We start from the raw sequence: 25,715 nt of genomic DNA, 5'->3' as shown, positions 1-25,715 counted from the left end.
AAAAACCTTATGCTTTTCAGATTTGCGTACTGACGCACACTTCAGCAATCCCGCGCCACGCCAGCAAAACAGCGATTTACCCATTTTACCCCACCAGGAATATCCTCAGGCCGCTGATGATAAGGCAAGTAACAATATCCATTGTTAATGAAAACGCTTTCCACGGACGCGACGGTTATTAACGCGCTGGCAATTATTTATTGATAAATATAAAGAAACGCAGCGGCAGGTTATTTTCCCCGGCAAAGCGCTCTGTGTTAGGATTACAATAAATTAATGACTTCGTATTGATTAAAGGAATTTATGATGACAGCAGAATGGGTGATGTACGGGATAAAGAATTGCGACACGATTAAAAAAGCGCGTCGTTATTTAGAGGCTGCCGGGATCGATTATCGTTTCCACGATTACCGCAGTAATGGCGTCACGGATGTGCTGCTGCAAGGCTTTATCGACCAGCTGGGCTGGCAGGATCTGCTGAATACGCGCGGCACCACCTGGCGCAAGCTGCCGCAGGAAGCGCGCGATACCGTCAATGACGCCGCCAGCGCGAAACAGGTTATGCTGGCACAGCCGTCGATGATCAAACGTCCATTGCTCTGCGCGCCGGACGGCTCTATGCTGCTGGGTTTCAGCGAAACCTCTTATCACGCTTTTATCCAGGAGAAGTCATAACATGTTCTGTCCGGTCATTGAGCTGACGCAGCAGCTTATTCGTCGCCCTTCACTCAGCCCCGATGATGCCGGATGTCAGGCGCTGTTGATTGCCCGTCTGGAGGCGATTGGTTTTCAGGTTGAGCCGATGCACATTGGCGACACGCAGAACTTCTGGGCCACGCGCGGTCAGGGCGAAACGCTGGCATTTGCCGGGCACACTGATGTGGTGCCTGCTGGCGACGTCAACCGCTGGATTAATCCGCCGTTTGAGCCAACCATCCGTGACGGCATGCTGTTTGGCCGCGGCGCGGCGGATATGAAAGGATCGCTGGCGGCGATGGTGGTTGCCGCAGAGCGTTTTGTTGCCGCTAATCCCCATCATAAAGGTCGTCTGGCGTTTCTTATTACCTCAGATGAAGAGGCGAGCGCCGCCAACGGTACGGTGAAGGTGGTGGAACGCCTGATGGCGCGCAATGAGCGTCTGGATTACTGCCTGGTGGGCGAGCCGTCCAGCACCGAAGTGGTAGGCGACGTGGTGAAGAACGGTCGTCGCGGCTCCATTACTGCCAACCTGACGATTCATGGCGTGCAGGGCCATGTGGCGTACCCGCATCTGGCAGACAATCCGGTGCATCGCTCCCTGCTGGCGCTCAATGAGCTGGTGACTACCGAGTGGGACCACGGCAATGAGTTTTTCCCACCCACCAGTATGCAGATCGCCAATGTACAGGCGGGTACCGGCAGCAATAATGTGATCCCCGGCGAATTTTTCGTGCAGTTTAACTTCCGCTTCAGCACCGAGCTGACCGATCTCATGATCCGTGAACGCGTGGAGGCGCTGCTTCATCGCCATGAATTACGTTATACCATCGAATGGAAACTCTCCGGCCAGCCTTTCCTGACTACGCGCGGCAAGCTGGTGGATGCCGTGGTGAATGCCGTTGCGCACTATAATGAAATTAAGCCCCAGCTGTTAACCACCGGCGGCACTTCAGATGGCCGCTTTATTGCGCGGATGGGTGCGCAGGTAGTGGAGCTGGGTCCGGTTAACGCCACGATTCACAAAATTAACGAGTGCGTAAAGGCTTCCGATTTGCAGATGCTGAGCCGTATGTACCAGCGCATCATGGAACAGCTGATCGCCTGAGAACGCACTTAAGGAGCAGGCAGATGGAATGGTTAAAAGAGTACTGGTGGATCATCGTGATCGTGCTGATGGTTGGCGTGCTGATGAATGTTTATAAAGATCTGAAGCGCATCGATCATAAAAAATATATGGATAACAAACCGGATCTGCCGCCGCATCGTGACTTCAACGATAAGTGGGACGATGACGACGACTGGCCAAAGAAAAAATAGCCTTCGCCGAAATTCTCCCTCGCTATCGCGAGGGAGAATTTCTCACATCATCATGACCACATCATCATCGCCCGGCTTAGAGCCGCTCAGCGCCTCATCAAAATAGCGACGCGGAACCGTATAACGCAGGTGATCGAGCGCCAGCTTCATGCTGCGATCGTCAATGGCGTGCGGCAGATCCTCAACGATATCGAGCGTCACGTCGCCACCCAACGCCAGGAGCCGACGCGCGGCCTCCTCGGCATAATGTAACGGTACTTTCTCGTCATACTCGCCGTGAATCAGATGAATGGTGGTGAGCGTCGTCGCCTGCTCCGGCAGCGTCATATAGCGACCGCTGAAGGCCACCACACGACCCGCCAGATCGGGATGCGCTTTTATTCCTTCCAGCACCATGGTGCTGCCCTGCGAAAATCCCACCAGCGCCGTGGCGTCCGGCTTCACTCCGCTCTGTTGCTGCCAGTGGCGCACCGACTCGACAAAGCCGGGCATCACCGCATCCACGCGCTGTTGCGGCGTCATGTCATGCGTTTCCGATTCGGCAAACCACTGGCGTCCCGGCGACGGACCGCTCGGCTGCGGCGCGCCGACAGAGATCACCAGCGCCTCAGGAAAAGCGCGCGCGAACCAGCTGCCAATTTCGCCCATGGAGTCAGGATTATCGCCCACGCCGTGGTAAAGCAGGAAAAGCTGTGCGGCGGTAGTGGGCTGCTGAACAATAACGTGTTGAGAAATCATAATAGCCTCCTGCATTCACTATACGCCCGACAACAAGCAGAGATAGCGGGAAAATTTGAATGACACCGTGGATTTATTGCAACGTAGCGATCTGTTTTTGCAACGATTCTGCCCGTCCGGCGTCGAGCGCCGTCAGCGCCTGCGCCGCTTCTTGCCGCAGCAGGCCGATGAGCGCCTTGCGCCCGCTCAGAGCAAAACGCGCCGCGACCTCGCTCGCCGTTTGTTTTTGAACAATGCGCGCCGCCAGCGCGCTCAAAGGCTGCGGGCTGCGTGCCAGCAGACGAGACAAAGCCGCATAGCTGACCTCAAATGGGCGCTGCGCCCAGGCAAACCCTGCTGCTTCCAGCCAGTCGTCACTGTTGAAGGTTTGATCCTCGGCCTGCGGAAAAGAGAGTTCCAAATCAACCTGGTGTCGCAGTAAAGGCCAGTCGCGCGCCAGCCGGTGCGCGGCGAGCTGCAATAGCGCTTCGCCTGCCGGACTCAGCGCGCGCATCGCCATGGCGGTATAACAGCCGCTGCTCGCTTCGCGCTGGTTACCAATGCGCACCAGAGAAAAGCCACAGGCGCGCCAGAAGGCCCAAAGCGTTTCAGTATAGCCAAAGCTGACCGAAAAATAGTCGCAGCCCTGCGTCGAGGCGATGGCCGCCGCCACCAGCGCTTGCCCCACGCCCTGTCGGCGCTGTTCCGCCGCTACCGCAATACGGCTGATGCGTCGCGACCGCAGCGTCGCCGCCGAAGGAAAGCCCGCATGCGCCGCCAGCGACTGCGCGACCAGATTGCCGCGCGGACGCCGCGTACCGGCCCATACCGCCTGCGCCAGTGCCCCAGGCAATCTTCCCTCTTCTACCAGCCACAGGGCGCCGCACAATCCGGGCGCTTGCCCTGCCAGCCAGAAATGCATGCCGGGCGCATCCATCATGCGCCGCAGATCCAGAGGCGAGGTGCGATAGTGCGCGCTCGCCAGCAGGCGATATGCCGCCGCCAGCGATTCAGGTTGCGATAGCCACGCCTGCTGCTCGCGACGGGCAATCTCCCTGCCGCTGGCGGCGGGTGGCAATGTCGCGTCCTCAAACAGCAGTGCCTGATTAACCAGGGCTTCCAGCGGATCCCGGCGCGACCAGCGTAGCGGTTCATCCAGCGTAAAAGTACGGACTCTGGCTAAGCTGGCGCAGAACTTCAGCATAAAGCCGCGACCGGTGCCTTCATACCCCTGCACCGTGGTGGTTAGCAGCACGCGCGGGAAACGCGCCACCAGCTGTTGCAGCAGCGGCGCAGGAATAGCGGCCGCCTCATCCACAATCAGCCAGTCAAACGGCAGAGTTTCTTTGCAGGCGAGAATCCCATCCGGCGCCATAAAGCGGAACGCTTCTCCGGCGAAGGCGGCGAGCACGGCGGTGGAGACCTTTGCCGGCGCAGTCACCAGACAGCGGCCCTGCTGTTTAGCCAGCATGCCCGCCAGCGCCGATTTGCCCCGGCCACGGGCGGCAGTGATCACCGCCACGCCCTGATTCATCGCCAACAGCTGTTGCAGAATCGCCTGCTGCTGTTGCGGCGCCTCGCAGCGCCATTCCGGGAGATCGGGTAAAGCCGCGGCGCGCAGCGGCTGATGTTGACGCTGCAACACGACCTGCGCGTCGGCAAGCAAAGTGGTTTGCAGATGATATACAAAACGAGGCGTGGCGATCGCCTGCGCTACGTCCGCCCAGCGCAGACTGTCATTATCAATCTGCTGTGGCCAGCGTTCCCATTTGGGCAACAGCAGCAGCAGCCAGCTGCCGGCACAGAGCGTACCGGCCAGCGCCGCAAAGGCTTCGGCGTGAAAAGCTGAGCGAGCATCAAAAATAGCGTGACGGAATTCTTGTCCCAGCAGATTGCGCAGCGCGGAGGGAGCGCAGTGCGGCGAGGAGAACAGCGAGGCGTCGTCGCTTACCGTGATCCAGTCGCCGCTGAGGCGTGCGCGCCAGGCTTCCGCCTGGGTCAGACACCACGCCGACTCGCCGCTGATGACGCAAAGCCGACGTAAGCCCGCGCGCTGCATGGCGCGGCTGACCTCAGGCACATCCATCAGTTGCTGGCGAAAGTATTACACTGGCCGGGATCGCCGCCGTCATAGCCGCGCTTGAACCAGCTATAGCGCTGCTGCGACGTGCCGTGGGTAAAGCTGTCCGGCACCACGCGGCCCTGACTCTGCTGTTGCAGCTTGTCGTCGCCGATCGCCTGAGCCGCATTCAGCGCCTCCTGCAGATCGCCCGCTTCCAGAATGTTTTGCTGCTCCATGTAATGTCCCCAGACGCCGGCGAAGCAGTCCGCCTGCAGCTCCATTTTCACTGACAGCTGGTTAACCTGCGCCTGGCTGGCGCCCTGCTGCATCTGGCGCACCTTGGGTTCAATGCCGAGCAGTTTCTGCACGTGGTGGCCCACTTCATGCGCCACTACGTAGCCCTGGGCAAAATCGCCGTCCGCGCCGAGCTTGGTTTTCATTTCATCATAGAACGAGAGATCGATATAAACCGTCTGGTCAGTGGGACAGTAAAACGGCCCCATCACCGACTGACCGGTCCCGCAGCCGGTACGGGTCGCGCCGCGATACATCACCAGTTTCGGCGGCTGATAAGTTTTGTTCATCTGCTTGAATATATTGCCCCAGGTATCTTCCGTGGTGGCGAGGATCACCGAGGTAAATTTGGCTGCTTCGTCATCCTGCGGGCTGATGCTGCGCGGTTGTGAAGAGGGTGCCGGGGTGCCGCCGCCGGTCAGTAATGGCGTGAGATCGTAGCCGTAATAGCCCGCAATGGCGACGATGACGAGCAAAATAATGCCGCCTTTGCCACGCGGAAGCGGGAAACGTCCGCCACCACCGCCCATACCGGAACTCTGGCCACGGCGATCTTCCACATTGTCGCTTTCGCGACGTCCTTGCCAACGCATCTGGCGCTCCTTCTCTTTATCTGCAATCTGATGATTTTAGTTGTGCGGCAGGCTAAGCACCAGCACGAAAAGAGAATGAAAAAAGGAGAGCCTCAGCTCTCCTTATAAAATGACGCGGGCAGAGTGGCAATCAGTCGAGCTTCACGCCCAGACGCTGCGCAACCGCTTCGTACGCTTCAATCACGCCGCCCAGGCTCTGGCGGAAGCGATCTTTGTCCATTTTGTCGAGCGTCTCTTTGTCCCAGAGACGCGCGCCGTCCGGCGAAAACTCATCGCCCAGCACCACTTCGCCGTTGAACAGGCCAAATTCCAGCTTGAAATCCACCAGAATCAAACCAGCGTCATCAAACAGCTTGCTCAGCACGTCGTTCGCTTTGTAGGTCAGCTCACGCATACGCGCCAAATTCTCTTTGCTCACCCAGCCGAAGGTTTCGCAGTAGGATTCGTTAACCATGGGATCATGTTTGGCGTCGTCTTTCAGGAACAGATCGAACAGCGGTGGATTGAGGATCATCCCCTCTTCCACGCCCAGACGCTTCACCAGCGAGCCAGCCGCACGGTTGCGCACCACGCACTCAACCGGCACCATCTCCAGCTTTTTCACCAGCGCTTCGTTATCAGAGAGCAGCGCCTCCATCTGGGTCGGAATGCCCGCTTCCTGCAGTTTGGTCATGATAAAGTGGTTAAACTTGTTGTTTACCATGCCTTTGCGGTCAAACTGCTCGATTCGTGCCCCGTCTCCTGCTGACGTATCGTTGCGGAATTCGAGTACCAGCAGATCCGGATTGTCGGTGCTGTATACGGTTTTCGCTTTACCGCGATACAACTCAGCTCGCTTTTGCATCTTGTTAACTCCAAACATGAAAGAACTATTCAACGGCCCTGCGCCGCTGCGGCAACGGCGTGACGCAATCGTTTACCTCGCCGCGCGCTATTATGCCAAATTCTTAAAAAAAAGGCCGGAGAATCTCCGGCCTGAGGCAATTTTTTTTATTTACTCAGCGCGCCCTGCAGCACCGCTACCAGCGCATCGTTCTGCGACTGGGTCAGCACGTGCCCCTTGGGATCGATAAACTGCAGGCTGCTGCGGTTATCGAGATCGCCGACCTGCAGCTTATAATCGCCATTCGGTAACTGCGGATCTTTGGCGCCGATTTCATCCCAGGCACTGTCGCCCGGTGCTTTGTAAGTGACGTTCAGGCTGCCCTGCGAGCGGTTGCTGTCGGTCACTTCCATGCCCACGCGTTTCAGTGCCGCAGGCAAACGCTGCCAGGCCACGTTAAACGGGGCGCGCAGAATCAGCAACGGCAGTCCGGTATCGTCAGCGCCGCTCTGTACATCAATCAGCGAACTGGCGCGACCTACGGCGGCATCCTGACTGGCGGTATCGATCTTATCCAAACCGGTACTGATGTCGTTCAGCATCTGCGCGGTATAACGCTGGATCTGCACCGGCGAGGTGACCGGCTTGCCTTCCTGCTGCAGCTCCAGCAGACGCACCGTCAGCGCCTGCTGATAGTTTTGCGACTGCACGCTGATCTGATAGCGTCCACGGTACTGATTATCTTCATCCGCACGGTTCCACTGCACCCAATCGGTGGTCAGCTGCTGACCGGCATCATCACGCTGCGCAATCGGGAACTTATAAGACTGAACCACGTTGGTCACCTGCGGCCAGATCGAGCCGCGGCTGCTGTCAATCATCAGTACGCCACTATTGCCGGTGAACTGGGTATGCGCGCCGTTCAGCAGCGCCAGCGGCTGGGCAGGCGGACGAATATCCAGCTGCTTGCCAACCTGCCCCGCTGCGCGTACGCGCGGCACATCGTAATCGCCGTTCTGCAACGGCAGTATGCTGCCCGCCGGCGCTTTCAGTTCCTGCAGTTCGCTGGCCTGCAGGTAAGATTCATCACCGCTGACCTGACGTTTGTAACGCTGATCGTTCGAGCATGCCGCCAGCAGCATAATGGTGGATAAGCCCACCACCTTCACTACCGTTGACTTCTTTACTGAGTAAGTCATTAAAACTCCCTTAATTATCGCAGACCCGCTTTGACCAGCGCCTGTTCCATTTTTGGACGCGCGGCTTCAGTGAGCGGCGTCATCGGCAGGCGCAGCGTGTCGTTCGCGATTAATCCTAGCTGTTTCGCGGCCCATTTAACCGGGATAGGATTGGGTTCACAGAAAAGCGTCTGGTGCAGATGCATCAGACGCTGATTCAGGCGGCGAGCCTGGGCAAAATCGCCCTGCTGCGCCAGCGCGCAGAGTTCAACCATTTCACGCGCGGCGATGTTCGCCGTTACGGAAATCACGCCTTTACCGCCCAGTTGCATAAAGTCCAGCGCGGTGCCGTCATCGCCGCTCACCAGGATGAACTCATCATCAACCAGCTCTTGGATCTGACTCACGCGCGATAAGTTCCCGGTCGCCTCTTTGATTCCGATAATATTTTTGATTTCGGACAGGCGCGCCACGGTCTCCGGCAACATGTCGCAGCCGGTACGCGAGGGAACGTTATAGAGCATTTGCGGCAGATGGGTGCTTTCGGCAATCGCTTTGAAGTGCTGATACAGCCCTTCCTGCGTGGGGCGGTTGTAGTAAGGCGTGACGGTAAGACAGCCGACGACGCCCGAATGTTCGAAACGTTTGGTGAGGGAGATCCCTTCCGCCGTGGCGTTCGCGCCGGTTCCGGCGATCACCGGGATACGGCCGTCAGCCAGTTCCAGGGTCATCATGACGACGTCGCCATGCTCATCATGGCTCAGGGTGGCGGATTCCCCGGTGGTGCCCACAGAAACAATCGCCGCGGTGCCGCTGGCGACATGGTAATCAATCAGTTTTTTCAGACTCGCACGGTCAACATTACCTTGGTCATCCATTGGCGTAACGAGTGCAACAATACTTCCTGTGAACATTGGCGATCCCCTCGGTAAACAAGTGCTTCATGGTACGTTTTACGTCTGGTGAAAAGCAAGCGAGCCACACCATAACCACGCTTGTCAGCAGTTTTTTTTATGTTTACCTTATAGTTATTAGCGAATACACAGGACACGCCACTTTGCCGCAATCACAGCCTCATCATCTGGTCATCACCGCACTCGGCGTTGACCGTCCGGGTATTGTTAACACCATTACCCGTCACGTCAGCAGCTGCGGTTGCAACATCGAAGACAGCCGTCTGGCGATGCTGGGGGATGAGTTCACCTTTATTATGCTACTTTCCGGCAGCTGGAACGCTATCACGCTGATCGAATCCACCCTGCCGCTAAAAGGGGCCGAGCTGGAGCTGCTGATCGTGATGAAGCGCACCAACGCCAAAGCGCGCCCGCCAATGCCCGCCACGGTGTTTGTACAGGTAGAAGTCGCGGATTCGCCGCATATCATCGAGCGTTTTACCGACCTGTTCGATAAGCATGAGATGAATATCGCCGAGCTGGTTTCCCGCATCAGGCCGGCAAAAGAGGCGCTGCCGCCCATGCTCTATATTCAGATCACGGCGCACAGTCCGGCCAGCGCGGAAGGTTTATTAATCGAACAGGCGTTCAATACGCTATGTACAGAACTCAATGCGCAGGGCACTATCAAACTCTACAGCGTGATGGATGCGGAAGGCGCGGCAACGGCCAGCCTCAGCCACGCGCGCTGACCGGCGCGACTTCCCTGTGGGACGTAACGGCCGGGGCTATTTCTCCACATATCTTTAGCAATAAGCGGTGCGAACGCGCCGGGCTATGTGGTGAAATACCCCTGAAGGTGATTATCCATCTGGCGCTTTTCCGCCCGATGGTGTATTACCCAAAGCATGATGAGAAAATGGAGAGTTGTGATGAATCCACTGAAAGCCGGTGATCTTGCACCGAAATTTAGCTTGCCCGATCAGGATGGCGAACAAGTAAATTTGACCGACTTCCAGGGACAGCGCGTACTGGTTTACTTCTATCCGAAGGCCATGACGCCAGGTTGCACCGTACAGGCTTGCGGCTTGCGTGACAACATGGACGAGCTGAAAAAAGCGGGCGTTGAAGTGCTGGGCATCAGCACCGATAAGCCGGAGAAACTCTCCCGTTTTGCGGAGAAAGAGCTACTGAACTTCACCTTGCTTTCCGATGAAAATCATCAGGTATGCGAGCAGTTTGGCGTCTGGGGTCAGAAATCCTTTATGGGTAAAAGCTATGACGGCATTCACCGCATCAGCTTTCTGATCGACGCCAACGGGAAAGTGGAAAAGGTGTTCGACGATTTTAAAACGGCAAACCATCACGATCTCGTGCTGGAGTATGTCACCACTGCCTGAGCCTGACGGGGTGCGGCGACCAGCCGGAAACCGCACCCTTCCCAGCTGTTACGGCACGGCGACTTGTGGCGCGCCCGCCATCACCACGCAGTTGCGACCTGCATGTTTCGCCTGATAAAGCGCCGCATCCGCCTGTTTCAGGCTCTGCTCCAGCGGAAGACCGTCTCCCTGCCACGCCGCCACGCCAATGGATATCGTAACCTGCCCCACCACCGGGATAGTGACGTCGGCGACGTTCTGACGAATACGTTCGGCAATCGCCTGCGCTTCTTCGCGTGAGGTATCGGGCAGCAGCATCAGGAACTCCTCGCCGCCGTTGCGGCAGACCACATCGCTCTGACGCGCGCGCTGATGCAGCGTCTGCGCCACCTGTTTGATCACCGTATCCCCCGTATCGTGCCCCCAGCTATCGTTGACCTTTTTGAAGTGATCGATATCCAGCGCCAGCACGGCGAACGGCTGCTGCGTCGCCTGATAATAGTCCAGCACCGCGCTCAGGCCGCGCCGGTTGAGCAGCTGGGTCAGCGGATCGGTCTGCACCTCCGAGTTGAGACGGCCGATTTTATCCTGCATCAGTCCGATACCGGTGAGCAGCGCCCGCTTCACCTGCGCCGCTTCGAAGTACCAGGCGTGGATAACCCCTATCTCCTTCGATACCCCAGGACTGTCCATCTGGCTTGCCCTGCGCGCCAGCTGCCACAGCGGCAGCGCAATCAGTCGCGCCAGGATAATCGCTACCAGCAGGGTCAACAGCGCAAAGGGAACGGCGTGACGGAGCACCTTCATTAACAGGCCGGTGAGCGGCTCCAGCGTGGTTTTGGTCGGTTTCAGCGCCACCACCATCCAGCCGGTAGTCGGGACGATGGCGTAGCCCAGCAGCTTATCGCTTTCGTTGGGTTGATTCAGTTCCAGAGAGCCGTTACTCGATTCCTGGCGCTGACGGTCGCTGATTATCGCTGGCAGCGTGCGCCCTATCCACTGACCATTCTGGTGATAAAGCACCTGATTATTGCGGTCCAGCACGTAAACCGTGGTGCCGTCACGATAGAACTGCTGGCCCAGCAGCGCGTTGAGGATGCTCTTTTTTCTCAGATAGAGCGTGCCGCCGATATAGCCCCGATAGCGCCCCTCCGCAGACCAGATAGGCCAGGAGATAAATACCATCAGGTTATTGGCCGCCGAGATAACCGGCTCGCTCACCAGCGGCTGGCGCTCGGCCAGCGCCTCGCGCGACGCGCTGCTGGTCAGCTGCATACCCTGCAGCATCAGCGATTCCGGCGAGATGGTTTTGACGTAGCCGTTGGCATCGACAATCGCCACCGAGTTAAAGCTGGCGGTCTGCTCCCGCAGCCGGTTAACCTCATTCTGGCGCAGCTCAGCATTATCAAAATCGTTTGCCAGCCGCGTAGCGCTGTAATGCAGCTGCGACTGCGCCAGCTGAAAAAACAGTTCCGTGGTGGCGGCCAGCTTGGTGGCATAGGCGCGGTTGGCTTCCAGCGTATTATCGATCAGGACCATACGCTGAACGCGCCAGGTGGCGTAAAGAGCATTGACAAGCGTGATCGCGATACTGGTAATAGCTAACAAAGCTATCAGCGTGCGCAGGTCATTTTTAGGGCGTAACAGCCTTAACATGGCATAAACGCCATGGTGAAATTTTTCATTATACGTGTGCCTGACTCTGTTGTTTTTGTGGTTGTCTCTTGCTGGTGTAGCAGGAATGATTCTACACATGCTACAGAGTTTAGAAACGATCCTTCAGGTCGGCACACCCATTTTTCAAAGATTTAGCTGGCGCTAATCGATCAGCCCGTTTTTATCGTAAAAGGGATAAGGGCCGCGATAGTCGCCGATGGCGCAGAGATGAGTGGTCATCCCCTGCTGCGGGTGCCAGCGATGCAGCAAAAAACCCGACGGCTCCATGACAAAATGCGCCGGTCCATTTTCGCTCAGGTCAAACGCCACCTGATGCGACAGGCCCGGCGCTGAGCAGGCCAGCGTTCCGGCAAAGCGCGCCTGCACGCTGCGGTGCAGATGGCCGCAGAGTACGCGCTCCACCTGGGGATGGCGCGCCACAATGGCTGCCAGCGCCTCCGGGTTACGCAACCGCTGACGATCCATATGGTCGATGCCACAGACAAACGGCGGATGATGCAGCATCACCAGGGCGGGCTGCTGCGGCTGGCGTGACAGCTCCGTATCCAGCCAGATCAGCTGCGCCTCATCCACATAGCCCCATGGCTGCTGCGGCACACTGGAGTCGAGCGCCAGCAGCGTAAGTCCATTGATCGTCGTACGCCAGTTCAGGGTTTCCCCCGTTTGCAGATAAACGTGGTCCGGAAACGCTTCGCGCAGCGCCTGTCGATTGTCGTGGTTGCCTGGCATCAGGCGAAACGGCAGTTCCAGCCGTTGCAGCGCGGCGCGTAAGCACTGGTACTCTTCCGGATGGCCGAAATCCACCAGATCGCCGGTCAGCACGACGAAATCGGGTCGCGGCTGCAAGGCGTTCAGGGTGTCGATGGCCTGCATCAATGCCGCCCCGGTATCCACCTTCTGATAAGAGAGGCGGCCATTCGCCTTGATATGTAAATCGCTGATTTGCGCTATCAGCGTCAGTTTCTCAGTCAAAATATTCTCCTTACAGCGGGGTAAAATGCAGCATGGCGGCATCGGCCAGCGTCCAACTGACGCACTGTCCGGCGGACCAGGACTCACGCGCCGGGCGCTCGACATGAATCGGTTTGCTCAGACCGATATCGATCAGCAAACGCTGCGAGGCGCCAAGAAAGGTGGTGCCAATCACAAAGCCCTGACGCGGATAGCGCGTATCGGCGGCCAGCACCACATCTTCCGGGCGACAAAAACTGATGGGATTGCCGCGTCTATCCACATCCACGCAGTTGATGGCACCGACAAAATCAGCGACGAAGCGCGAGGCGGGCCGCTGATAAATCTGTTTGGGCGTGTCGATCTGTACCAGTCTGCCCTGCTCCATCACCGCAATGCGATCGCCCAGCGCCATCGCTTCCTGCTGATCGTGCGTGACATAAACCGCGGTAATCGCCAGCTTTTTCAACAGCGCGCCAATCTCCTGACGCAGACGTTCACGCAGTTTGGCATCCAGCGCGGCGAGCGGCTCATCGAACAGCAGCACTTTTGGCCGCGCCGCCAGCGCGCGGGCCAGCGCCACGCGCTGTTTCTGTCCGCCGGAGAGTTTGTCGATGGCGCGATCGGCCAGATGAGTTAAATCCACCATTTGCAGCATCTCTGCTACCCGCGCCTCGCGCTCGGCGCGCGTCACGCCCTGCACCTTCAGGCCATAGGCGACGTTCTCCGCCACGTTCAAATTGGGAAACAGCGCATAGTTCTGGAACACCATGCCGACATTGCGTTTTTCAATCGGCAGATCGGTAACATTACGATCGTCAAACCAAACCTCGCCCCCGGCATCGGTGGTTTCCAGCCCGCTGATAATGCGCAGCGTGGTGGTTTTGCCGCAGCCGGAAGGGCCAAGCAGCACCAGCGTCTCGCCCGCCTGCACGGTGAGATCGAGGGGATGCAGCGCGATATGCTGCGGCTGAAAACGGCGCGAACAGCCGCGCAGCGTCACGGTTACGGCATCATTCATTATGCCTTCTCCTCAGGTTGCGTCCGCGCGGGCTGCCGGTTAAGCCAGTGGTTACAGGCGTTAAGCATCAGCAGTAGCGGTAAAATCATCATGATAAAAATCAGGGTATAGGCCGAGCCGACCTCCAGCCGCATCGAGGCATAGGCGTCCGCCAGCCCCACCGGCAGGGTTTTGGTCAGCGGCGTATGCAGCATCCAGGTAATATTGAATTCGCCCACCGACAGGGTGATCACCATAAAGGCGCCGGCGAGAATGCCGTTGCGGCAGTTGGGCACCACCACGGTAAAAAAACGATGCCAGAAACTGGCGCCGAGGCTGGCCGCCGCCTCTTCAAGACGCGACATCTGCACGCCGCGCATCACCGCCAGCACAGGCCGGATCATAAATGGCAGAGTAAAAAGCACATGGCCGATGAGAATAAACAGCCAGCTGTCGCGCAGGCCGCTGAACTGACCATAAAGCAGAATAATGCCCAGCGCGGTCGCCAGTCCCGGCAGCGCGACCGGCAGCATTAAACACTCTTCAATGCGGCCGGCCCAGCGCGCGGGCGATTTCAGCAATCCCCAGGCGGCGGGCACGCCCAACAGCAACGTCACCAACAGGCAGCTCAGCGCAACAATCAGCGAGAGCCAGAAGGTATCGGCGTACATCTCCCACACCTGGGCGACCCACTTCAGCGTCAGCCCGCTGCGCAGGCCGATAAAGTAGTTCTCCGTCACTCCCGCCAGCATAGAGAGCACCACCGGCACGATCATAAACAGCGCGGTCAGGATGGTAAGCCCTGCCTGTAGATAAAAGAGTCCGCGACGTTTCATTTTTCGTCTCCGGCAGAGGTTGTGGTCAGGCCGCGCGCCAGCATCAGCGCCAGCCAGGCGACCGCGCCCATCACCACCGATAGCGCTGCGGCGGTAGCAAAGTTGGCGTAGTTGGTGAATTCGCCGTAAATGGTAAGCGGCAGCACGTTGAGATCGGTGCCGAGGGTAAAGGCGGTGCCGAACGCGCCCATGCTGGTGGCGAAACAGATCGCCCCGGTGGAGAACAGCGCGGGCTTCAGACCGGGCACAATCACGTCGCAAACGATGCGCCACTGGCTGGCCCCTAACGAGCGCGCCGCCTCTTCCAGCGACAGGTCGAGCTTCTCGCTGGCAGCCACCAGCGTGACGATCGCACGCGGCAGCGAGAACCAGAGATAGCCGATAAACAGCCCGCTCAGCGAATAGGCGAGAATCCAGCGCTCATGAAACAGGCTAAGACTGAGCTGCGCCAGCAGACCCTGGCGCCCCACCAGCATCACCACCAGAAACCCCACCACCACGCCGGGAAAGGCCAGCGGAAAGGTCAGCAGCGCCAGTAGCGTGCCGCGACCCACAAAGCGCTGACGCGCCAGGAAGCAGCCCACTACGCCAGCGATCGCCAATGTCGCCAGCGTCACCGCCAGCGACAGAACAACGGTATTAATCAGGCTCAGCAGGTATTGCGGCTGGCTGAGCACCGTCCAGTAGCCGCTCTGCTGGCTGCTGCGATCCGGCGTCATGCCCATCTGTAACAGACGGGCGAAAGGCAGCAGCCAGAAGGCGGCGAAAAACAGCAGCGCGGGCAGCAGCATCCAGAGCCAGTGCCCCGCTTTGCCGCGGTTCGATAACCGACGGCGTAACGCCGTCGGCAAGGCGCTGCGTGATTCCAGCATCGACATCAATGCATCTCACTCAGGTAACGGGCGGAAAAGGTTTTCTGGGCAGCGGCCATCTGCGCGTAATCGACAGTTTGCGCGCGGGCATAATCGCTGTCCGGCAGAAAGTGCTGCTTCGCGTCTGCCGACATGGCGGAGGGACGTACCGGGCGCAAATAAGCATTCGCCCAAATCGCCTGCCCTTTATCTGAGAGCACGTAGTCGATCACTTTTTTGCCGTTCGCGCTGTGCGGTGCGTTTTTCACCAGGCTGATGACGTAGGGCACGGTAACGGTGCCTTCCTGCGGGATCACGAATTCGACGTTAGCGTGATCTTTATACTTCGCACGATAGGCGTTGAAGTCGTAGTCGAGCAAAATCGGGATTTCGCCGGAAATTACGCGGGCGTAGGCGGTCTGCTTCGGCACAATCGGCTGGTTGGCCTGTAGCTTTTTAAACCAGCTCAGCGCCGGAGTAAAATCGTGCATCGAGCCGCCTTTGGCCTGATTCACCGCCACCGCCGCCACATAGCCGACGAAAGCGCTGGCAGGATCGAGATAGCCCACCATGCCTTTATATTTCGGCTTCAGCAGGTCGTCCCAGGATTTTGGCACCGGCGCGCCGCCCAGCGCATCAACATTGACCATAAAACCCATGGTGCCAGAGTGCAACGCCACCCATTTGCCGTCCGGATCTTTCATTCCGGCGGGAATATCGTCCCAGTGGGCGGGTTTATAATCGGCGACAACCCCGGCTTCCGCCGCCTGAATGCCGAAGCTGACGCCGTAGTAGACCACATCCGCCACCGGATTGTTTTTCTCCGCTACCAGCTGCGCCAGCGACTGCCCGGAGTTTTTATTGTCCTGCGGCACCTGAATAGCGGTATCTTTGGCGATCGCTTTCAGCTGCGTGCCCCAGTCAGCCCACTCCGGCGGACAGTTGTAACAGATGGCGTTCTCCGCCGCCTGCGCCAGCTGGCTGGTGATGGTGCAGGCGGCAAAGATCGCGGCGGTCGTAACGTGCTTTATTTTATTTGGCGTTGACATGATGGTTCCCTGATGTTGACGAAAAAGAAGCGTGTCCGGGCGCGCGCGCAATGCTCTCGCCATGACGCAGGCGATGGGCCAGAACACGCGTGCCGCTGGTGGTCTGCTGTAAAAGCATTTCGATGGCGCAGGCACCCAGCAGATCGCTGGGCTGCGCCACGCTGGCCAACGACGGCGCCAGCTGTTCACCAATATCGGTGCCGTCAAACCCCATCACTGAAAGCTCGCCGGGCACCTGAACGCCGGCGCGCATCGCGGCACCCATCAGGCTGATCGCCAGCAGATCGTTGGTGCAGATAACGGCGGTGAGCGGTTCTGGTGCATTAAGCAGCGGCTTAAGCAGACGAAAATCGGAATGGGTGTGGCTGGGCATCTCAATGACCGGCTGCGGCGCCAGTCCCGCCTGCTGCATGGCGTCGCAGTAGCCTTGATAACGCAGGCGGGCGCGGTCAGACTGCAACATCGGTCCGGCCACCATGCCGATATGACGATGTCCCAGCGCGTGCAGATGGGCGGTAGCATCGGCCACCGCCTGACGGTTATCGACGCAGACCGCCGGATAGTCATGTCGCTGCGGAACGTTGTGGGTCAGCACAAAGGGCATCTGTTCTTCCGCCAGCGTCGCCAGCACCGTGCTGTTATCCGCGTCGGCGACCGTGAGCACCAGTCCCGCCACGCGCTGGCGCAGCATATGCTCAACGATGGCCGCCTCCCGCTGCGGCTGGTAGTCGCTGGTGGCGATCAGCAAACCGTAGCCTACGTTGCGTGCCTGACGCTCCATCGCCTGCAGCTGCTGGGCAAAAACCGGATTGAGGAGCGAAGGCAGCAGCACGCCGAGCGTACGCGAGGTCTGGGTACGCAGCTGCCGCGCAATATGGTTGGGACGAAAGCCGAGCTGTTCAGACGCTTCCAGTACGCGCTGGCGCGTACTCGCCTTGAGCAGCTGGGGATCGGAAAAGGCCCGTGCCGCCGTCGCGCGAGAAACACCGGCCAGTTTGGCCACGCTGAGTAAATCCGTCATTACGCCCTCGTTAAGTCCCGATGAGATCGATCTCATGGGCGCTTAACCTACCGCTGCGTTATGACAAAACCATCGCGCTTTGATGACAGAAGCATGACAGCGGCATCACGACGATGCCGCGTGGGGAATCAAAGCATCAGAAAGGCGTAACCTTCATTTTGCAGGGTGGCGACGGTGGTGCCGCTGGAAAGAGTATGGGTAATCATCGGGTCAATCCACTCCCGCTCAAGCTGGTGGAACGCCACGGACTGATCGCAAATCGATACTTCAACCCCCGCTTTTTTCAGCTCGCTAATCAGTTTTAAATTGGGGTTATCCACGCCGTAAGCTTTGCGGAACTGCTCGTTGCTTAATGCCGCCGGTACAGCATCGCTGTTAATGGAAACGACAAATTTCAGCTGATTCAGCGGCACGCCCGCCGCGTAATAAAGGTTAGTGACGCGCGCGACGCGTTCCAGTCCTAAATTGGGCTGACGAATATCCCCTTCGCTGCGGTTAATCTGGAAAACAATTTTATTGCTCAGTCCCGGCGTCGAGCCGGGATTAAAAGCGGGCGTATTAACGAAATGGATTTTTCCGTAACCAGCAATCGCAGGCGTGCTCCAGAAATCTGCCGGCTCACTTTTCTGCTCAGTTAATTTCCCGCCGAGTTTATTTACCATTTCCGGTAATTGTAATACGTTGCCGCCAATAAAACCGGCGACGGCTGCCACTACTATATACGCCGCTGGACGCATAGCCTGTTCTCCTGCTTGCCATTAAGAAATGAAATTTAAATTACATCTGTAGCCAGGCGTAGCCCTGATTTTGCAGGGTGGATACGGTGGTCGGACTCGAGAGCGCATGGACCACAGATTTATCAATCCACGCGGCGGGATAGTGATGAAAGGCTACCGACTGATCGCAGACGGAGACTTTTACCCCCACCTTATTCAGCGCCTGAATCAGTTTCAGGTTGGGATTGTCAAAGCCGTAAATCTGCTGAAAATGCGCATTATCCAGCATCGCTGGCGTGGCATCTCCGGTAACGGAAACCACAAAATTAAGCTGATCGGCAGGAATGCCGGAGGCGATGTAGAGATTAACCACTCGTGCGACGCGCTCCAGCCCCAGATTAGGATCTTTCATCGCGCCTTCACTTTTCGTGATTTGGAAAACGATTTTATTGCTCAGCCCCGGTTCAGGTTTAAACGCGGCGTCCGATTCATAATGAATTTTGCCATAGCCCGCTATTGCCGGCGTACTCCAGAACCCTGCCGGATCGCGGGGTTTCGCCGAAAAATGATCGATTACCCGGTGATAAATTTCACCGCTCTGGCTGGCGCTGGCACCAACAAATCCTCCCACAATCGCAATTAAGGCATACGAAACCACAGAACGCATATAAACGATCTCCGCAAAGCACTGTACGCTTATTCCACACATCACCAGAAAGGATATTATTATCTATACCACAGGGAAGCCTTGTCAGAAGATCGGCTTTATTTTCCTTCTTGTACAATTCATTTCTCAAGTAATTATTAGCAAGGTCAATCATTCGCGATAATTAATCATCACCGGAAACTAATTTTACTTTTCACTGGCGCTGTTTATTTACCAGGTTGCGTTTAGCATTCATCTGCTTAAAGAAAAAAATATCGCCATCCGCTGCTGGAGTATTTATCAGACCAGAACAAAGTTGATATAAATTTTTATTTGTCGCCTGCGTCAACTTTTAACAATTTGCGCTATTTTTTCAGAGTATGCCTGGTCAAAATACATGCCATGTTCAGTTTTTTTGAGCAAATTTACCTGACTTTGCATTTATGGAGATTAAAAAGCGGCGCTCAACGAAAAAAAACAGACTTTTTATTAACGTGCAAAGCTGGATTAACTCATGACCGGCAAAAAAGAGACGATTCGTTACGCCTGAAACAGCGCATTTTTTATCATTGAGGCCGTAAAAAAGTCTGTTCAATTTTTTGCGGCAAGGGTTGCCAGAAAGAGAGATTTCAGGCGGATAAAAGAAATTGGCGGCGTTTCTTTCCGCCGGGGCAGTCGCTAAGATAGGCTTTGCGCTAATCCCAAATAAAAAGAGCAGAACATTTGCTCCACTTTTTTGTCCAACTTCAGGTTTCTGTAACAGGATCAAGGCATGTTTAACCGGATGAAAAAAACGTTGCTGGCCGGGCTAATCACTACGCTGAGCCTCGCCGCCGTGCTGCCCGTCAATGCTGACGTCAGCGATTCGTTACCCGATATGGGCACCACTGCCGGCTCCACGCTCTCGATTAATCAGGAGCTGCAGATGGGCGACTTTTATGTGCGTCAGCTGCGCGCCAGCGCGCCGCTGATTAACGATCCGTTACTGAATCAATATATCAACCAACTGGGCCAGCGCCTGGTCGCGCACGCCGATTCGGTGCGTACGCCGTTCCACTTTTTTCTTATCCAGAACGACGAGCTGAACGCCTTCGCCTTTTTTGGCGGCAACGTGGTGTTGCATGCGGCGCTGTTCCGCTATGCCGATAACGAAAGCCAGCTCGCCTCGGTAATGGCGCACGAAATTTCCCACGTTACCCAGCGCCATCTGGCGCGCGCGATGGAAGATCAGAAGCGCAACGCGCCCCTGACCTGGGTCGGCGCGCTCGGCTCTATCCTGCTGGCGATGGCCAGTCCGCAGGCGGGCATGGCGGCATTGACCGGCACGCTGGCGGGCACCCAGCAGGGGATTATCAGCTTTACCCAGGGAAACGAGCAGGAAGCGGACCGCATCGGCATCCAGGTGCTGCAACGCGCCGGTTTCGATCCAGAGGCGATGCCCAACTTTTTACAGAAGCTGGCCGATCAGAGCCGGTTCTCCTCTAAACCGCCGGAAATCTTACTGACTCACCCGCTTCCTGACAGCCGCCTGGCCGACGCCCGCAACCGCGCTAACCAGATGCGTCCGGTGGTGGTGCAATCTTCCCAGGATTTCTATCTGGCGAAAGTGCGCGTGCTCGGCATGTACGCCACCGGGCAAAATCAGTTGACCGACGATTTATTGGATCAGTACAACAAAGGCAACAGCCGCGAACAGCTGGCGGCGCAGTATGGCAAGGCGGTGCAGTTTTTAGAGGCGAAAAGCTTTGCCAACGCGAAAAAAGTCATTGCGCCGCTGCTGGCGAAACAGCCCGACAACGTCTGGTTTCTCGATATCATGACCGATATCGATATCGGTCTGAACCAGCCGCAGCAGGCCATTGCGCGCCTGACTGCCGCACATGGCAGCAGCAACAATCCGGTGCTTCAACTGAACCTGGCGAATGCTTACGTTGAGGCCAAACAGCCTGACAACGCGGTGCGTATTCTTAATCGTTATACCTGGTCGCACCGGGACGATCCCAACGGCTGGGATCTGCTGGCGCAGGCGGCGGCTATGCAGGGGCTGCGCGATGAAGAGTTGTCGGCGCGTGCGGAAGGACTGGCGCTGACAGGCCAGCTCGATCAGGCGATCACCACGTTAAGCAGCGCCAGCGCGCAAGTGAAGCTCGGCAGCCTGAAGCAGGCGCGCTATGATGCACGTATCGACCAGCTACGCGGGCTGCAACAGCGTTTCCGCCAGTATCAGAAAGGGTGACGCGTCAAGCCCGCCTCTTCGCCGATGCGGGTTTTACAGTCCCAGCGTCTCTTTAACGAACGGAATGGTGAGCTTGCGCTGCGCGCTGATGGAGGCGCGATCGAGCCGATCCAGGGTATCAAACAGCGTGCGCATTTCCCGATCCAGCCGCTTGAGCATAAAGCGCCCGACGTCCTCCGGCAGCTCAAAGCCGCGTAGCCCGGCGCGCAGCTGCAAGGCCTGTAACTTATCTTCATCAGAGAGCGGTTGCAGACGATAAATCTGTCCCCAGTCGAGGCGCGAGGCGAGATCCGGCAGATGCAGATTGAGCTGACGTGGAGGACGATCGCCGCTGATCAGCAGGCGGGTTTTGCCGGTTTCCAGGATGCGGTTGTAGAGATCAAAGATCGCCATCTCCCAGGCTTCTTCCCCGGCGATGCACTCAATATTATCGATGCAGACCAGCGCCAGCTGCTCCATGCCTTCCAGCACGTCCGGCACAAACCAGGTGCGCTTATCCAGCGGCACATAGCCCACCGCTTCGTCGCGCGCCGACATTTCCGCACAGGCCGCATGCAGCAGGTGGCTGCGTCCGCCGCCTTCGCGTGACCAGAAATAGAGATAACTGCCGTGCTGCTGGGAGAGCGCGCCTTTGATCGCGGCTAACAGGGACGGATTATCCCCAGGCCAGAAGCTGGCGAAGGTTTCATCATCCGGTAAATAGAGTGGCAGTGAAAGTTGTGCCGGCGTGTTCAGAAGCACCTCAGCGTGTGAACGGGCAGAAAACCGGGGAAGTCTACCACAGTTTTCTGCCAGAGTTGAAACGGGCCGCCCCGCCCTTTAGCCTTGCGTTTTCTCTTCGGCGTCCAGCACCACTTCTTCCGGACGCAGCAGGCTGATAACGCGGAAAATCAGGCTGAGCGCAACGCCGACAATGGTGGCCAGCGCCATGCCTTTCAGCTCTGCCGCGCCGATATGCACCTTCGCCCCGCTGACGCCGATGATCAGGATCACCGAGGTGAGGATCAAGTTTTGCGCTTTGTTGTAATCCACTTTTGATTCAATCAGCACGCGGATACCCGACGCGCCGATTACGCCGTACAGCAGCAGCGACACGCCACCCATTACCGGCACCGGAATCGCCTGGATCGCCGCCGCCAGCTTGCCCACACAGGAGAGCAGAATGGCGAAAATCGCCGCGCCACCGATTACCCAGGTGCTGTAAACGCGGGTAATCGCCATCACGCCGATATTTTCGCCGTAGGTGGTATTCGGCGTGGAGCCAAAGAAGCCAGAAATAATGGTGGAAAGGCCGTTGGCGAACATCGAGCGATGCAGGCCGGGATCGCGCACCAGGTCGCGCTTCACGATATTCGCCGTGACCACCAGATGGCCGATATGCTCGGCGATCACCACCAGCGCTGCGGGCAGAATGGTGAGCATCGCTGCCCATTCGAAACGCGGCGTATAAAAGGTCGGCAGCGCAACCCAGGGGGCGTTGTAGACTGGCGTCCAGTCCACGATGCCCATCGCGAAAGAGAGCGCGTAGCCCACCACCACGCCGATAAGAATCGGGATAATGGCGAGAAAGCCGCGAAACAGTACCGAGCCGAACACCGTCACCCCCAGCGTCACCAGCGAAATGATCACGGTGGTGCTGTCGGCATTGCTGCCTTCCGCCGGCAGCAGACCCGCCATATTCGCCGCCACGCCAGCCAGCTCCAGACCAATTACCGCGACAATCGCCCCCATCGCCGCCGGAGGAAACATCACGTCCAGCCAGCCTGTACCGGCTTTTTTCACGATCAGCGCCACGATGCAGAACAGCACGCCGCAAAGAATAAAGCCGCCCAGCGCCACTTCATAGCCCAGCGGCAGCAACAGCAGCACCGGTGAAATAAAGGCAAAGCTTGAGCCGAGATAGGCCGGGATTTTACCTTTACAGATGAACAGATAGATTAAGGTGCCCACGCCGTTAAACAGCAATACCGTGGCCGGATTGATGTGAAACAGAATCGGCACCAGCACGGTAGCGCCAAACATGGCAAACAGGTGCTGCAGGCTGAGCGGAATCGTTTGCAGCAGCGGTGGTCGTTCGCTGACGCCGATGGCGCGACGAGTCATGATGTATCCCCTTGAGATGTTAACTTGCCAAAAAAAAGCCGACTCTCTGGTCGGCTGTATCGTTATTTGGTACCAAAAATCTTATCCCCGGCATCACCCAGGCCAGGAATAATGTAACCTTTCTCGTTCAGACCCTGATCCACCGCAGCGGTATACAGCTCCACATCCGGATGCGCCTTCTCCAGCGCGGCGATGCCTTCCGGCGCGGCCACCAGCACCAGCACCTTAATCGAGCTGCAACCCGCTTTTTTCAGCAGATCGATGGTCGCGATCATCGAGCCGCCGGTTGCCAGCATCGGATCCACCACCAGCGCCATACGTTCTTCGATGTTGGAAACCAGCTTCTGAAAATAGGGCACCGGCTCCAGCGTCTCTTCATCGCGGTAAATACCCACCACGCTGATGCGCGCGCTCGGCACATGCTCCAGCACGCCCTCCATCATCCCCAGACCCGCGCGCAGAATCGGCACCACGGTGATCTTCTTGCCTTTGATCTGGTCCACTTCTACCGGGCCGTTCCAGCCCTCAATTGTCACCTTCTCGGTTTCCATATCAGCGGTGGCTTCATAAGTCAGCAAACTGCCCACTTCTGACGCCAGCTCGCGGAAACGCTTGGTGCTGATATCATGCTCACGCATCAGGCCCAGTTTATGTTTGACCAGCGGGTGTTTGACTTCCACGATCTTCATTGGTGTTCTCCCGGAGTGAGTTGAGCTGAAAAAAAATCGCGGGATTATACCGCCTTTTCCTGCGTTCGCCATATGCTCGTGGTCAAATCAGCAGGCTGATGGCGCTCTGATTAAGAATTAGTGAAAAAAGCGCGGCGCGCAATACCGTGATGAGATGGGACTCGCAAACGTTTGCCTGCGCTGTTAGAATTGGCGCGCTTTATTTTAACCACCAACCGCAACTCGCGTGGGGATTCCGCAGTGACCGACAAGACCTCTCTCAGCTACAAAGACGCCGGTGTTGATATTGATGCCGGTAACGCTCTGGTTGACCGTATCAAAGGCGTAGTGAAAAAGACCCGCCGCCCGGAAGTAATGGGTGGACTGGGCGGTTTCGGCGCCCTTTGTGCGCTGCCGCAAAAATACCGTGAGCCAGTGCTGGTCTCCGGTACCGACGGCGTCGGCACCAAGCTGCGTCTGGCAATGGATCTCAAGCGCCATGACAGCATCGGCATCGATCTGGTGGCGATGTGCGTAAACGATCTGGTGGTACAGGGTGCGGAGCCGCTGTTCTTCCTCGATTACTATGCTACCGGCAAGCTGGATGTGGAAACCGCGTCAGCGGTGATCAGCGGCATCGCCGAAGGCTGTTTGCAGTCGGGCTGTGCGTTGGTGGGCGGCGAGACCGCGGAAATGCCGGGCATGTATCACGGCGAAGATTATGACGTGGCCGGTTTTTGCGTCGGGGTGGTAGAGAAGTCAGAAATCATCGACGGCAGCAAAGTGCAGGACGGCGACGTGCTGATCGCGCTGGGCTCCAGCGGCCCGCACTCCAACGGCTATTCGCTGGTGCGCAAGATCCTGGAAGTGAGCCAGACCGACCCGCTGACCAAACAGCTGGACGGCAAGCCGCTGGCGGATCACCTGCTGGCCCCGACGCGCATCTATGTGAAAAACATCCTCAGCCTGATTGAGCAGGTTGACGTGCACGCCGTGGCCCACCTGACCGGCGGCGGCTTCTGGGAAAATATTCCGCGCGTGCTGCCGGATAACACCCAGGCGGTGATCGATGAGAAAAGCTGGCAGTGGCCATCGGTATTCAACTGGATGCAGCAGGCTGGCAACGTCAGCCGCCATGAAATGTACCGCACCTTTAACTGCGGCGTCGGCATGATCATCGCCCTCAGCCCGCAAGATGCAGACAAAGCGGTACAGCTGATGCAGGACGCCGGTGAGCAGGCGTGGAAAATCGGCGAAATCAAAGCCTCTGACTCTGAAGAGCGAGTGGTTATTAACGCATGAAAAAGCTGGTTGTGCTGATCTCCGGTAACGGAAGCAATCTTCAGTCCATCCTCGACGCCTGCGCAAGCGGGCGTATCAACGGCAGCGTCGCTGCCGTTTTCAGTAATAAAGCTTCCGCTTATGGCTTAACCCGCGCCCGTGAGGCGCAGGTGCCTGCCCATGCCCTGGCCGCCTCTGACTTTGCCGATCGCGAAGCGTTCGATCGTCAGATGATGCAAGAGATCGACGCTTACGCGCCGGATCTGGTGGTGCTGGCGGGCTATATGCGCATTCTGAGCCCGGCATTTGTCGCGCGCTATCAGCATCGATTGCTGAACATCCACCCTTCCCTGCTGCCGAAATATCCCGGCCTGAATACCCATCGTCAGGCGCTGGAAAATGGCGATGCCGAACATGGCACCTCGGTGCATTTCGTTACCGACGAGTTGGACGGCGGCCCGATTGTTCTCCAGGCCAAAGTGCCGGTATTCGCTGGTGACAGCGAAGAGGAGATCGTGGCGCGCGTACAGCATCAGGAGCATGCGATCTATCCGCTGGCGATAGGCTGGTTTCTCACGGGTCGTCTGACGATGCGCGATAATCGCGCCTGGCTCGACGGCGAGCCGCTGCCGCCGCAGGGCTATGCGGCTGAGTAAACTGCCTTCACCTATTTTTTCTCACAGACGGCTAATAAACTCAAAGCGCGGGTAAACCAGGCAGAAGAG

General features: G+C 57.6%; 27 protein-coding genes. 8 read left to right on the top strand and 19 right to left on the bottom strand.

Features of this window, described 5'->3' with window-relative positions:
- The first annotated feature begins 306 nt into the window (after positions 1 to 306).
- Genes ABU178_RS01825 through ABU178_RS01815 form a run of 3 tightly spaced genes read left to right on the top strand, consistent with a single transcriptional unit; the run spans position 307 to position 2,016 of the window.
- The gene (locus ABU178_RS01825) at positions 307 to 675 is read left to right on the top strand and encodes an ArsC family reductase (RefSeq protein WP_397211408.1); all 369 of its coding nucleotides are present in this window, start codon (positions 307 to 309) and stop codon (positions 673 to 675) included.
- Between the two features lies 1 nt (position 676).
- Entirely contained in the window at positions 677 to 1,804 is a 1,128-nt protein-coding gene (gene dapE, locus ABU178_RS01820) for a succinyl-diaminopimelate desuccinylase (RefSeq protein WP_397211406.1), read from the top strand.
- Between the two features lie 23 nt (positions 1,805 to 1,827).
- Positions 1,828 to 2,016 carry a YpfN family protein gene (locus ABU178_RS01815; RefSeq protein ID WP_397211404.1) on the top strand — a complete coding sequence of 63 codons (189 nt, stop codon included), beginning with the start codon at positions 1,828 to 1,830 and terminating at the stop codon, positions 2,014 to 2,016.
- A gap of 42 nt (positions 2,017 to 2,058) precedes the next feature.
- Here the strand turns inward: ABU178_RS01815 and ypfH are convergent, their stop codons facing one another.
- The 6 genes from ypfH to dapA all read right to left on the bottom strand — a co-directional run bounded on the left by ypfH (position 2,059) and on the right by dapA (position 8,597).
- The gene (gene ypfH, locus ABU178_RS01810; protein WP_397211402.1) at positions 2,059 to 2,754 is read right to left on the bottom strand and encodes an esterase; all 696 of its coding nucleotides are present in this window, start codon (positions 2,752 to 2,754) and stop codon (positions 2,059 to 2,061) included.
- A gap of 73 nt (positions 2,755 to 2,827) precedes the next feature.
- Positions 2,828 to 4,819, bottom strand: coding sequence for a tRNA(Met) cytidine acetyltransferase TmcA (locus ABU178_RS01805; protein ID WP_397211400.1), 1,992 nt, complete (start codon positions 4,817 to 4,819; stop codon positions 2,828 to 2,830).
- Positions 4,819 to 5,682 carry a KPN_02809 family neutral zinc metallopeptidase gene (gene ypfJ / locus ABU178_RS01800; protein ID WP_397211398.1) on the bottom strand — a complete coding sequence of 288 codons (864 nt, stop codon included), beginning with the start codon at positions 5,680 to 5,682 and terminating at the stop codon, positions 4,819 to 4,821. The genes ABU178_RS01805 and ypfJ overlap by 1 nt, the downstream gene beginning before the upstream one ends.
- 130 nt (positions 5,683 to 5,812) lie before the next feature.
- Positions 5,813 to 6,526 carry a phosphoribosylaminoimidazolesuccinocarboxamide synthase gene (gene purC / locus ABU178_RS01795; RefSeq protein ID WP_397211396.1) on the bottom strand — a complete coding sequence of 238 codons (714 nt, stop codon included), beginning with the start codon at positions 6,524 to 6,526 and terminating at the stop codon, positions 5,813 to 5,815.
- Positions 6,527 to 6,672: 146 nt separating this feature from the next.
- Positions 6,673 to 7,704 carry an outer membrane protein assembly factor BamC gene (gene bamC, locus ABU178_RS01790; RefSeq protein ID WP_397211394.1) on the bottom strand — a complete coding sequence of 344 codons (1,032 nt, stop codon included), beginning with the start codon at positions 7,702 to 7,704 and terminating at the stop codon, positions 6,673 to 6,675.
- Positions 7,705 to 7,718: 14 nt separating this feature from the next.
- Positions 7,719 to 8,597 carry a 4-hydroxy-tetrahydrodipicolinate synthase gene (dapA, locus tag ABU178_RS01785; RefSeq protein ID WP_397211392.1) on the bottom strand — a complete coding sequence of 293 codons (879 nt, stop codon included), beginning with the start codon at positions 8,595 to 8,597 and terminating at the stop codon, positions 7,719 to 7,721.
- Positions 8,598 to 8,740: 143 nt separating this feature from the next.
- Between dapA and ABU178_RS01780 the strand changes: the two genes are divergently transcribed.
- On the top strand, positions 8,741 to 9,328 hold the full coding sequence (locus tag ABU178_RS01780; RefSeq protein ID WP_397211390.1) for a glycine cleavage system transcriptional repressor: 588 nt from the start codon (positions 8,741 to 8,743) through the stop codon (positions 9,326 to 9,328).
- Between the two features lie 180 nt (positions 9,329 to 9,508).
- Positions 9,509 to 9,976, top strand: a complete 468-nt coding sequence (bcp, locus tag ABU178_RS01775; protein ID WP_397211388.1) for a thioredoxin-dependent thiol peroxidase — start codon at positions 9,509 to 9,511, stop codon at positions 9,974 to 9,976.
- 48 nt (positions 9,977 to 10,024) lie between these two features.
- On the opposite strand, the gene ABU178_RS01770 is transcribed toward bcp, so the two are convergent.
- From ABU178_RS01770 to ABU178_RS01725, 10 genes are all read right to left on the bottom strand, one after another.
- Complete coding sequence (locus ABU178_RS01770; protein ID WP_397211386.1) at positions 10,025 to 11,611, bottom strand: sensor domain-containing diguanylate cyclase; 1,587 nt, start codon at positions 11,609 to 11,611, stop codon at positions 10,025 to 10,027.
- A gap of 162 nt (positions 11,612 to 11,773) precedes the next feature.
- Positions 11,774 to 12,646 carry a phosphodiesterase gene (locus ABU178_RS01765; RefSeq protein ID WP_397211384.1) on the bottom strand — a complete coding sequence of 291 codons (873 nt, stop codon included), beginning with the start codon at positions 12,644 to 12,646 and terminating at the stop codon, positions 11,774 to 11,776.
- Positions 12,615 to 13,604, bottom strand: a complete 990-nt coding sequence (locus ABU178_RS01760) for an ABC transporter ATP-binding protein (protein ID WP_397211382.1) — start codon at positions 13,602 to 13,604, stop codon at positions 12,615 to 12,617. The genes ABU178_RS01765 and ABU178_RS01760 overlap by 32 nt, the downstream gene beginning before the upstream one ends.
- Positions 13,604 to 14,419, bottom strand: a complete 816-nt coding sequence (locus ABU178_RS01755) for an ABC transporter permease (RefSeq protein ID WP_397211380.1) — start codon at positions 14,417 to 14,419, stop codon at positions 13,604 to 13,606. The genes ABU178_RS01760 and ABU178_RS01755 overlap by 1 nt, the downstream gene beginning before the upstream one ends.
- Positions 14,416 to 15,297: an ABC transporter permease gene (locus ABU178_RS01750; RefSeq protein ID WP_397211378.1), complete on the bottom strand. Its 882-nt coding sequence runs from the start codon at positions 15,295 to 15,297 to the stop codon at positions 14,416 to 14,418. Before ABU178_RS01750 ends, ABU178_RS01755 begins: the two co-directional genes overlap by 4 nt.
- On the bottom strand, positions 15,297 to 16,319 hold the full coding sequence (locus tag ABU178_RS01745; protein WP_397211376.1) for an ABC transporter substrate-binding protein: 1,023 nt from the start codon (positions 16,317 to 16,319) through the stop codon (positions 15,297 to 15,299). Before ABU178_RS01745 ends, ABU178_RS01750 begins: the two co-directional genes overlap by 1 nt.
- Positions 16,303 to 17,340 (bottom strand): LacI family DNA-binding transcriptional regulator, encoded by a 1,038-nt coding sequence (locus tag ABU178_RS01740; protein ID WP_397211374.1) that lies wholly within the window; start codon positions 17,338 to 17,340, stop codon positions 16,303 to 16,305. The genes ABU178_RS01745 and ABU178_RS01740 overlap by 17 nt, the downstream gene beginning before the upstream one ends.
- A gap of 128 nt (positions 17,341 to 17,468) precedes the next feature.
- Positions 17,469 to 18,077: a DsrE family protein gene (locus ABU178_RS01735; RefSeq protein WP_397211372.1), complete on the bottom strand. Its 609-nt coding sequence runs from the start codon at positions 18,075 to 18,077 to the stop codon at positions 17,469 to 17,471.
- A gap of 40 nt (positions 18,078 to 18,117) precedes the next feature.
- Positions 18,118 to 18,723 carry a DsrE family protein gene (locus ABU178_RS01730; RefSeq protein ID WP_397211370.1) on the bottom strand — a complete coding sequence of 202 codons (606 nt, stop codon included), beginning with the start codon at positions 18,721 to 18,723 and terminating at the stop codon, positions 18,118 to 18,120.
- Between the two features lie 385 nt (positions 18,724 to 19,108).
- Entirely contained in the window at positions 19,109 to 19,471 is a 363-nt protein-coding gene (locus tag ABU178_RS01725; protein WP_397211368.1) for a hypothetical protein, read from the bottom strand.
- Positions 19,472 to 19,474: 3 nt separating this feature from the next.
- Here ABU178_RS01725 and bepA point away from each other — a divergent pair, with 3 nt between their 5' ends.
- The gene (bepA, locus tag ABU178_RS01720) at positions 19,475 to 20,938 is read left to right on the top strand and encodes a beta-barrel assembly-enhancing protease (protein ID WP_397211366.1); all 1,464 of its coding nucleotides are present in this window, start codon (positions 19,475 to 19,477) and stop codon (positions 20,936 to 20,938) included.
- Positions 20,939 to 20,971: 33 nt separating this feature from the next.
- On the opposite strand, the gene hda is transcribed toward bepA, so the two are convergent.
- From hda to upp, 3 genes are all read right to left on the bottom strand, one after another.
- Positions 20,972 to 21,673, bottom strand: a complete 702-nt coding sequence (hda, locus tag ABU178_RS01715) for a DnaA inactivator Hda (protein ID WP_397211572.1) — start codon at positions 21,671 to 21,673, stop codon at positions 20,972 to 20,974.
- 84 nt (positions 21,674 to 21,757) lie between these two features.
- Entirely contained in the window at positions 21,758 to 23,041 is a 1,284-nt protein-coding gene (uraA, locus tag ABU178_RS01710) for a uracil permease (RefSeq protein WP_397211364.1), read from the bottom strand.
- Positions 23,042 to 23,103: 62 nt separating this feature from the next.
- Positions 23,104 to 23,730 (bottom strand): uracil phosphoribosyltransferase, encoded by a 627-nt coding sequence (gene upp / locus ABU178_RS01705; protein ID WP_397211362.1) that lies wholly within the window; start codon positions 23,728 to 23,730, stop codon positions 23,104 to 23,106.
- 240 nt (positions 23,731 to 23,970) lie between these two features.
- Between upp and purM the strand changes: the two genes are divergently transcribed.
- Positions 23,971 to 25,011, top strand: coding sequence for a phosphoribosylformylglycinamidine cyclo-ligase (gene purM / locus ABU178_RS01700; RefSeq protein WP_397211360.1), 1,041 nt, complete (start codon positions 23,971 to 23,973; stop codon positions 25,009 to 25,011).
- Positions 25,008 to 25,646 carry a phosphoribosylglycinamide formyltransferase gene (gene purN, locus ABU178_RS01695; protein WP_397211358.1) on the top strand — a complete coding sequence of 213 codons (639 nt, stop codon included), beginning with the start codon at positions 25,008 to 25,010 and terminating at the stop codon, positions 25,644 to 25,646. Before purM ends, purN begins: the two co-directional genes overlap by 4 nt.
- Positions 25,647 to 25,715: the final 69 nt, after the last annotated feature.

Origin of the sequence: Pantoea osteomyelitidis, assembly GCF_044342975.1 — a bacterium.
Classification (GTDB): domain Bacteria; phylum Pseudomonadota; class Gammaproteobacteria; order Enterobacterales; family Enterobacteriaceae; genus Pantoea; species Pantoea osteomyelitidis.
This window is presented reverse-complemented; position numbering and strand designations above follow the sequence as displayed.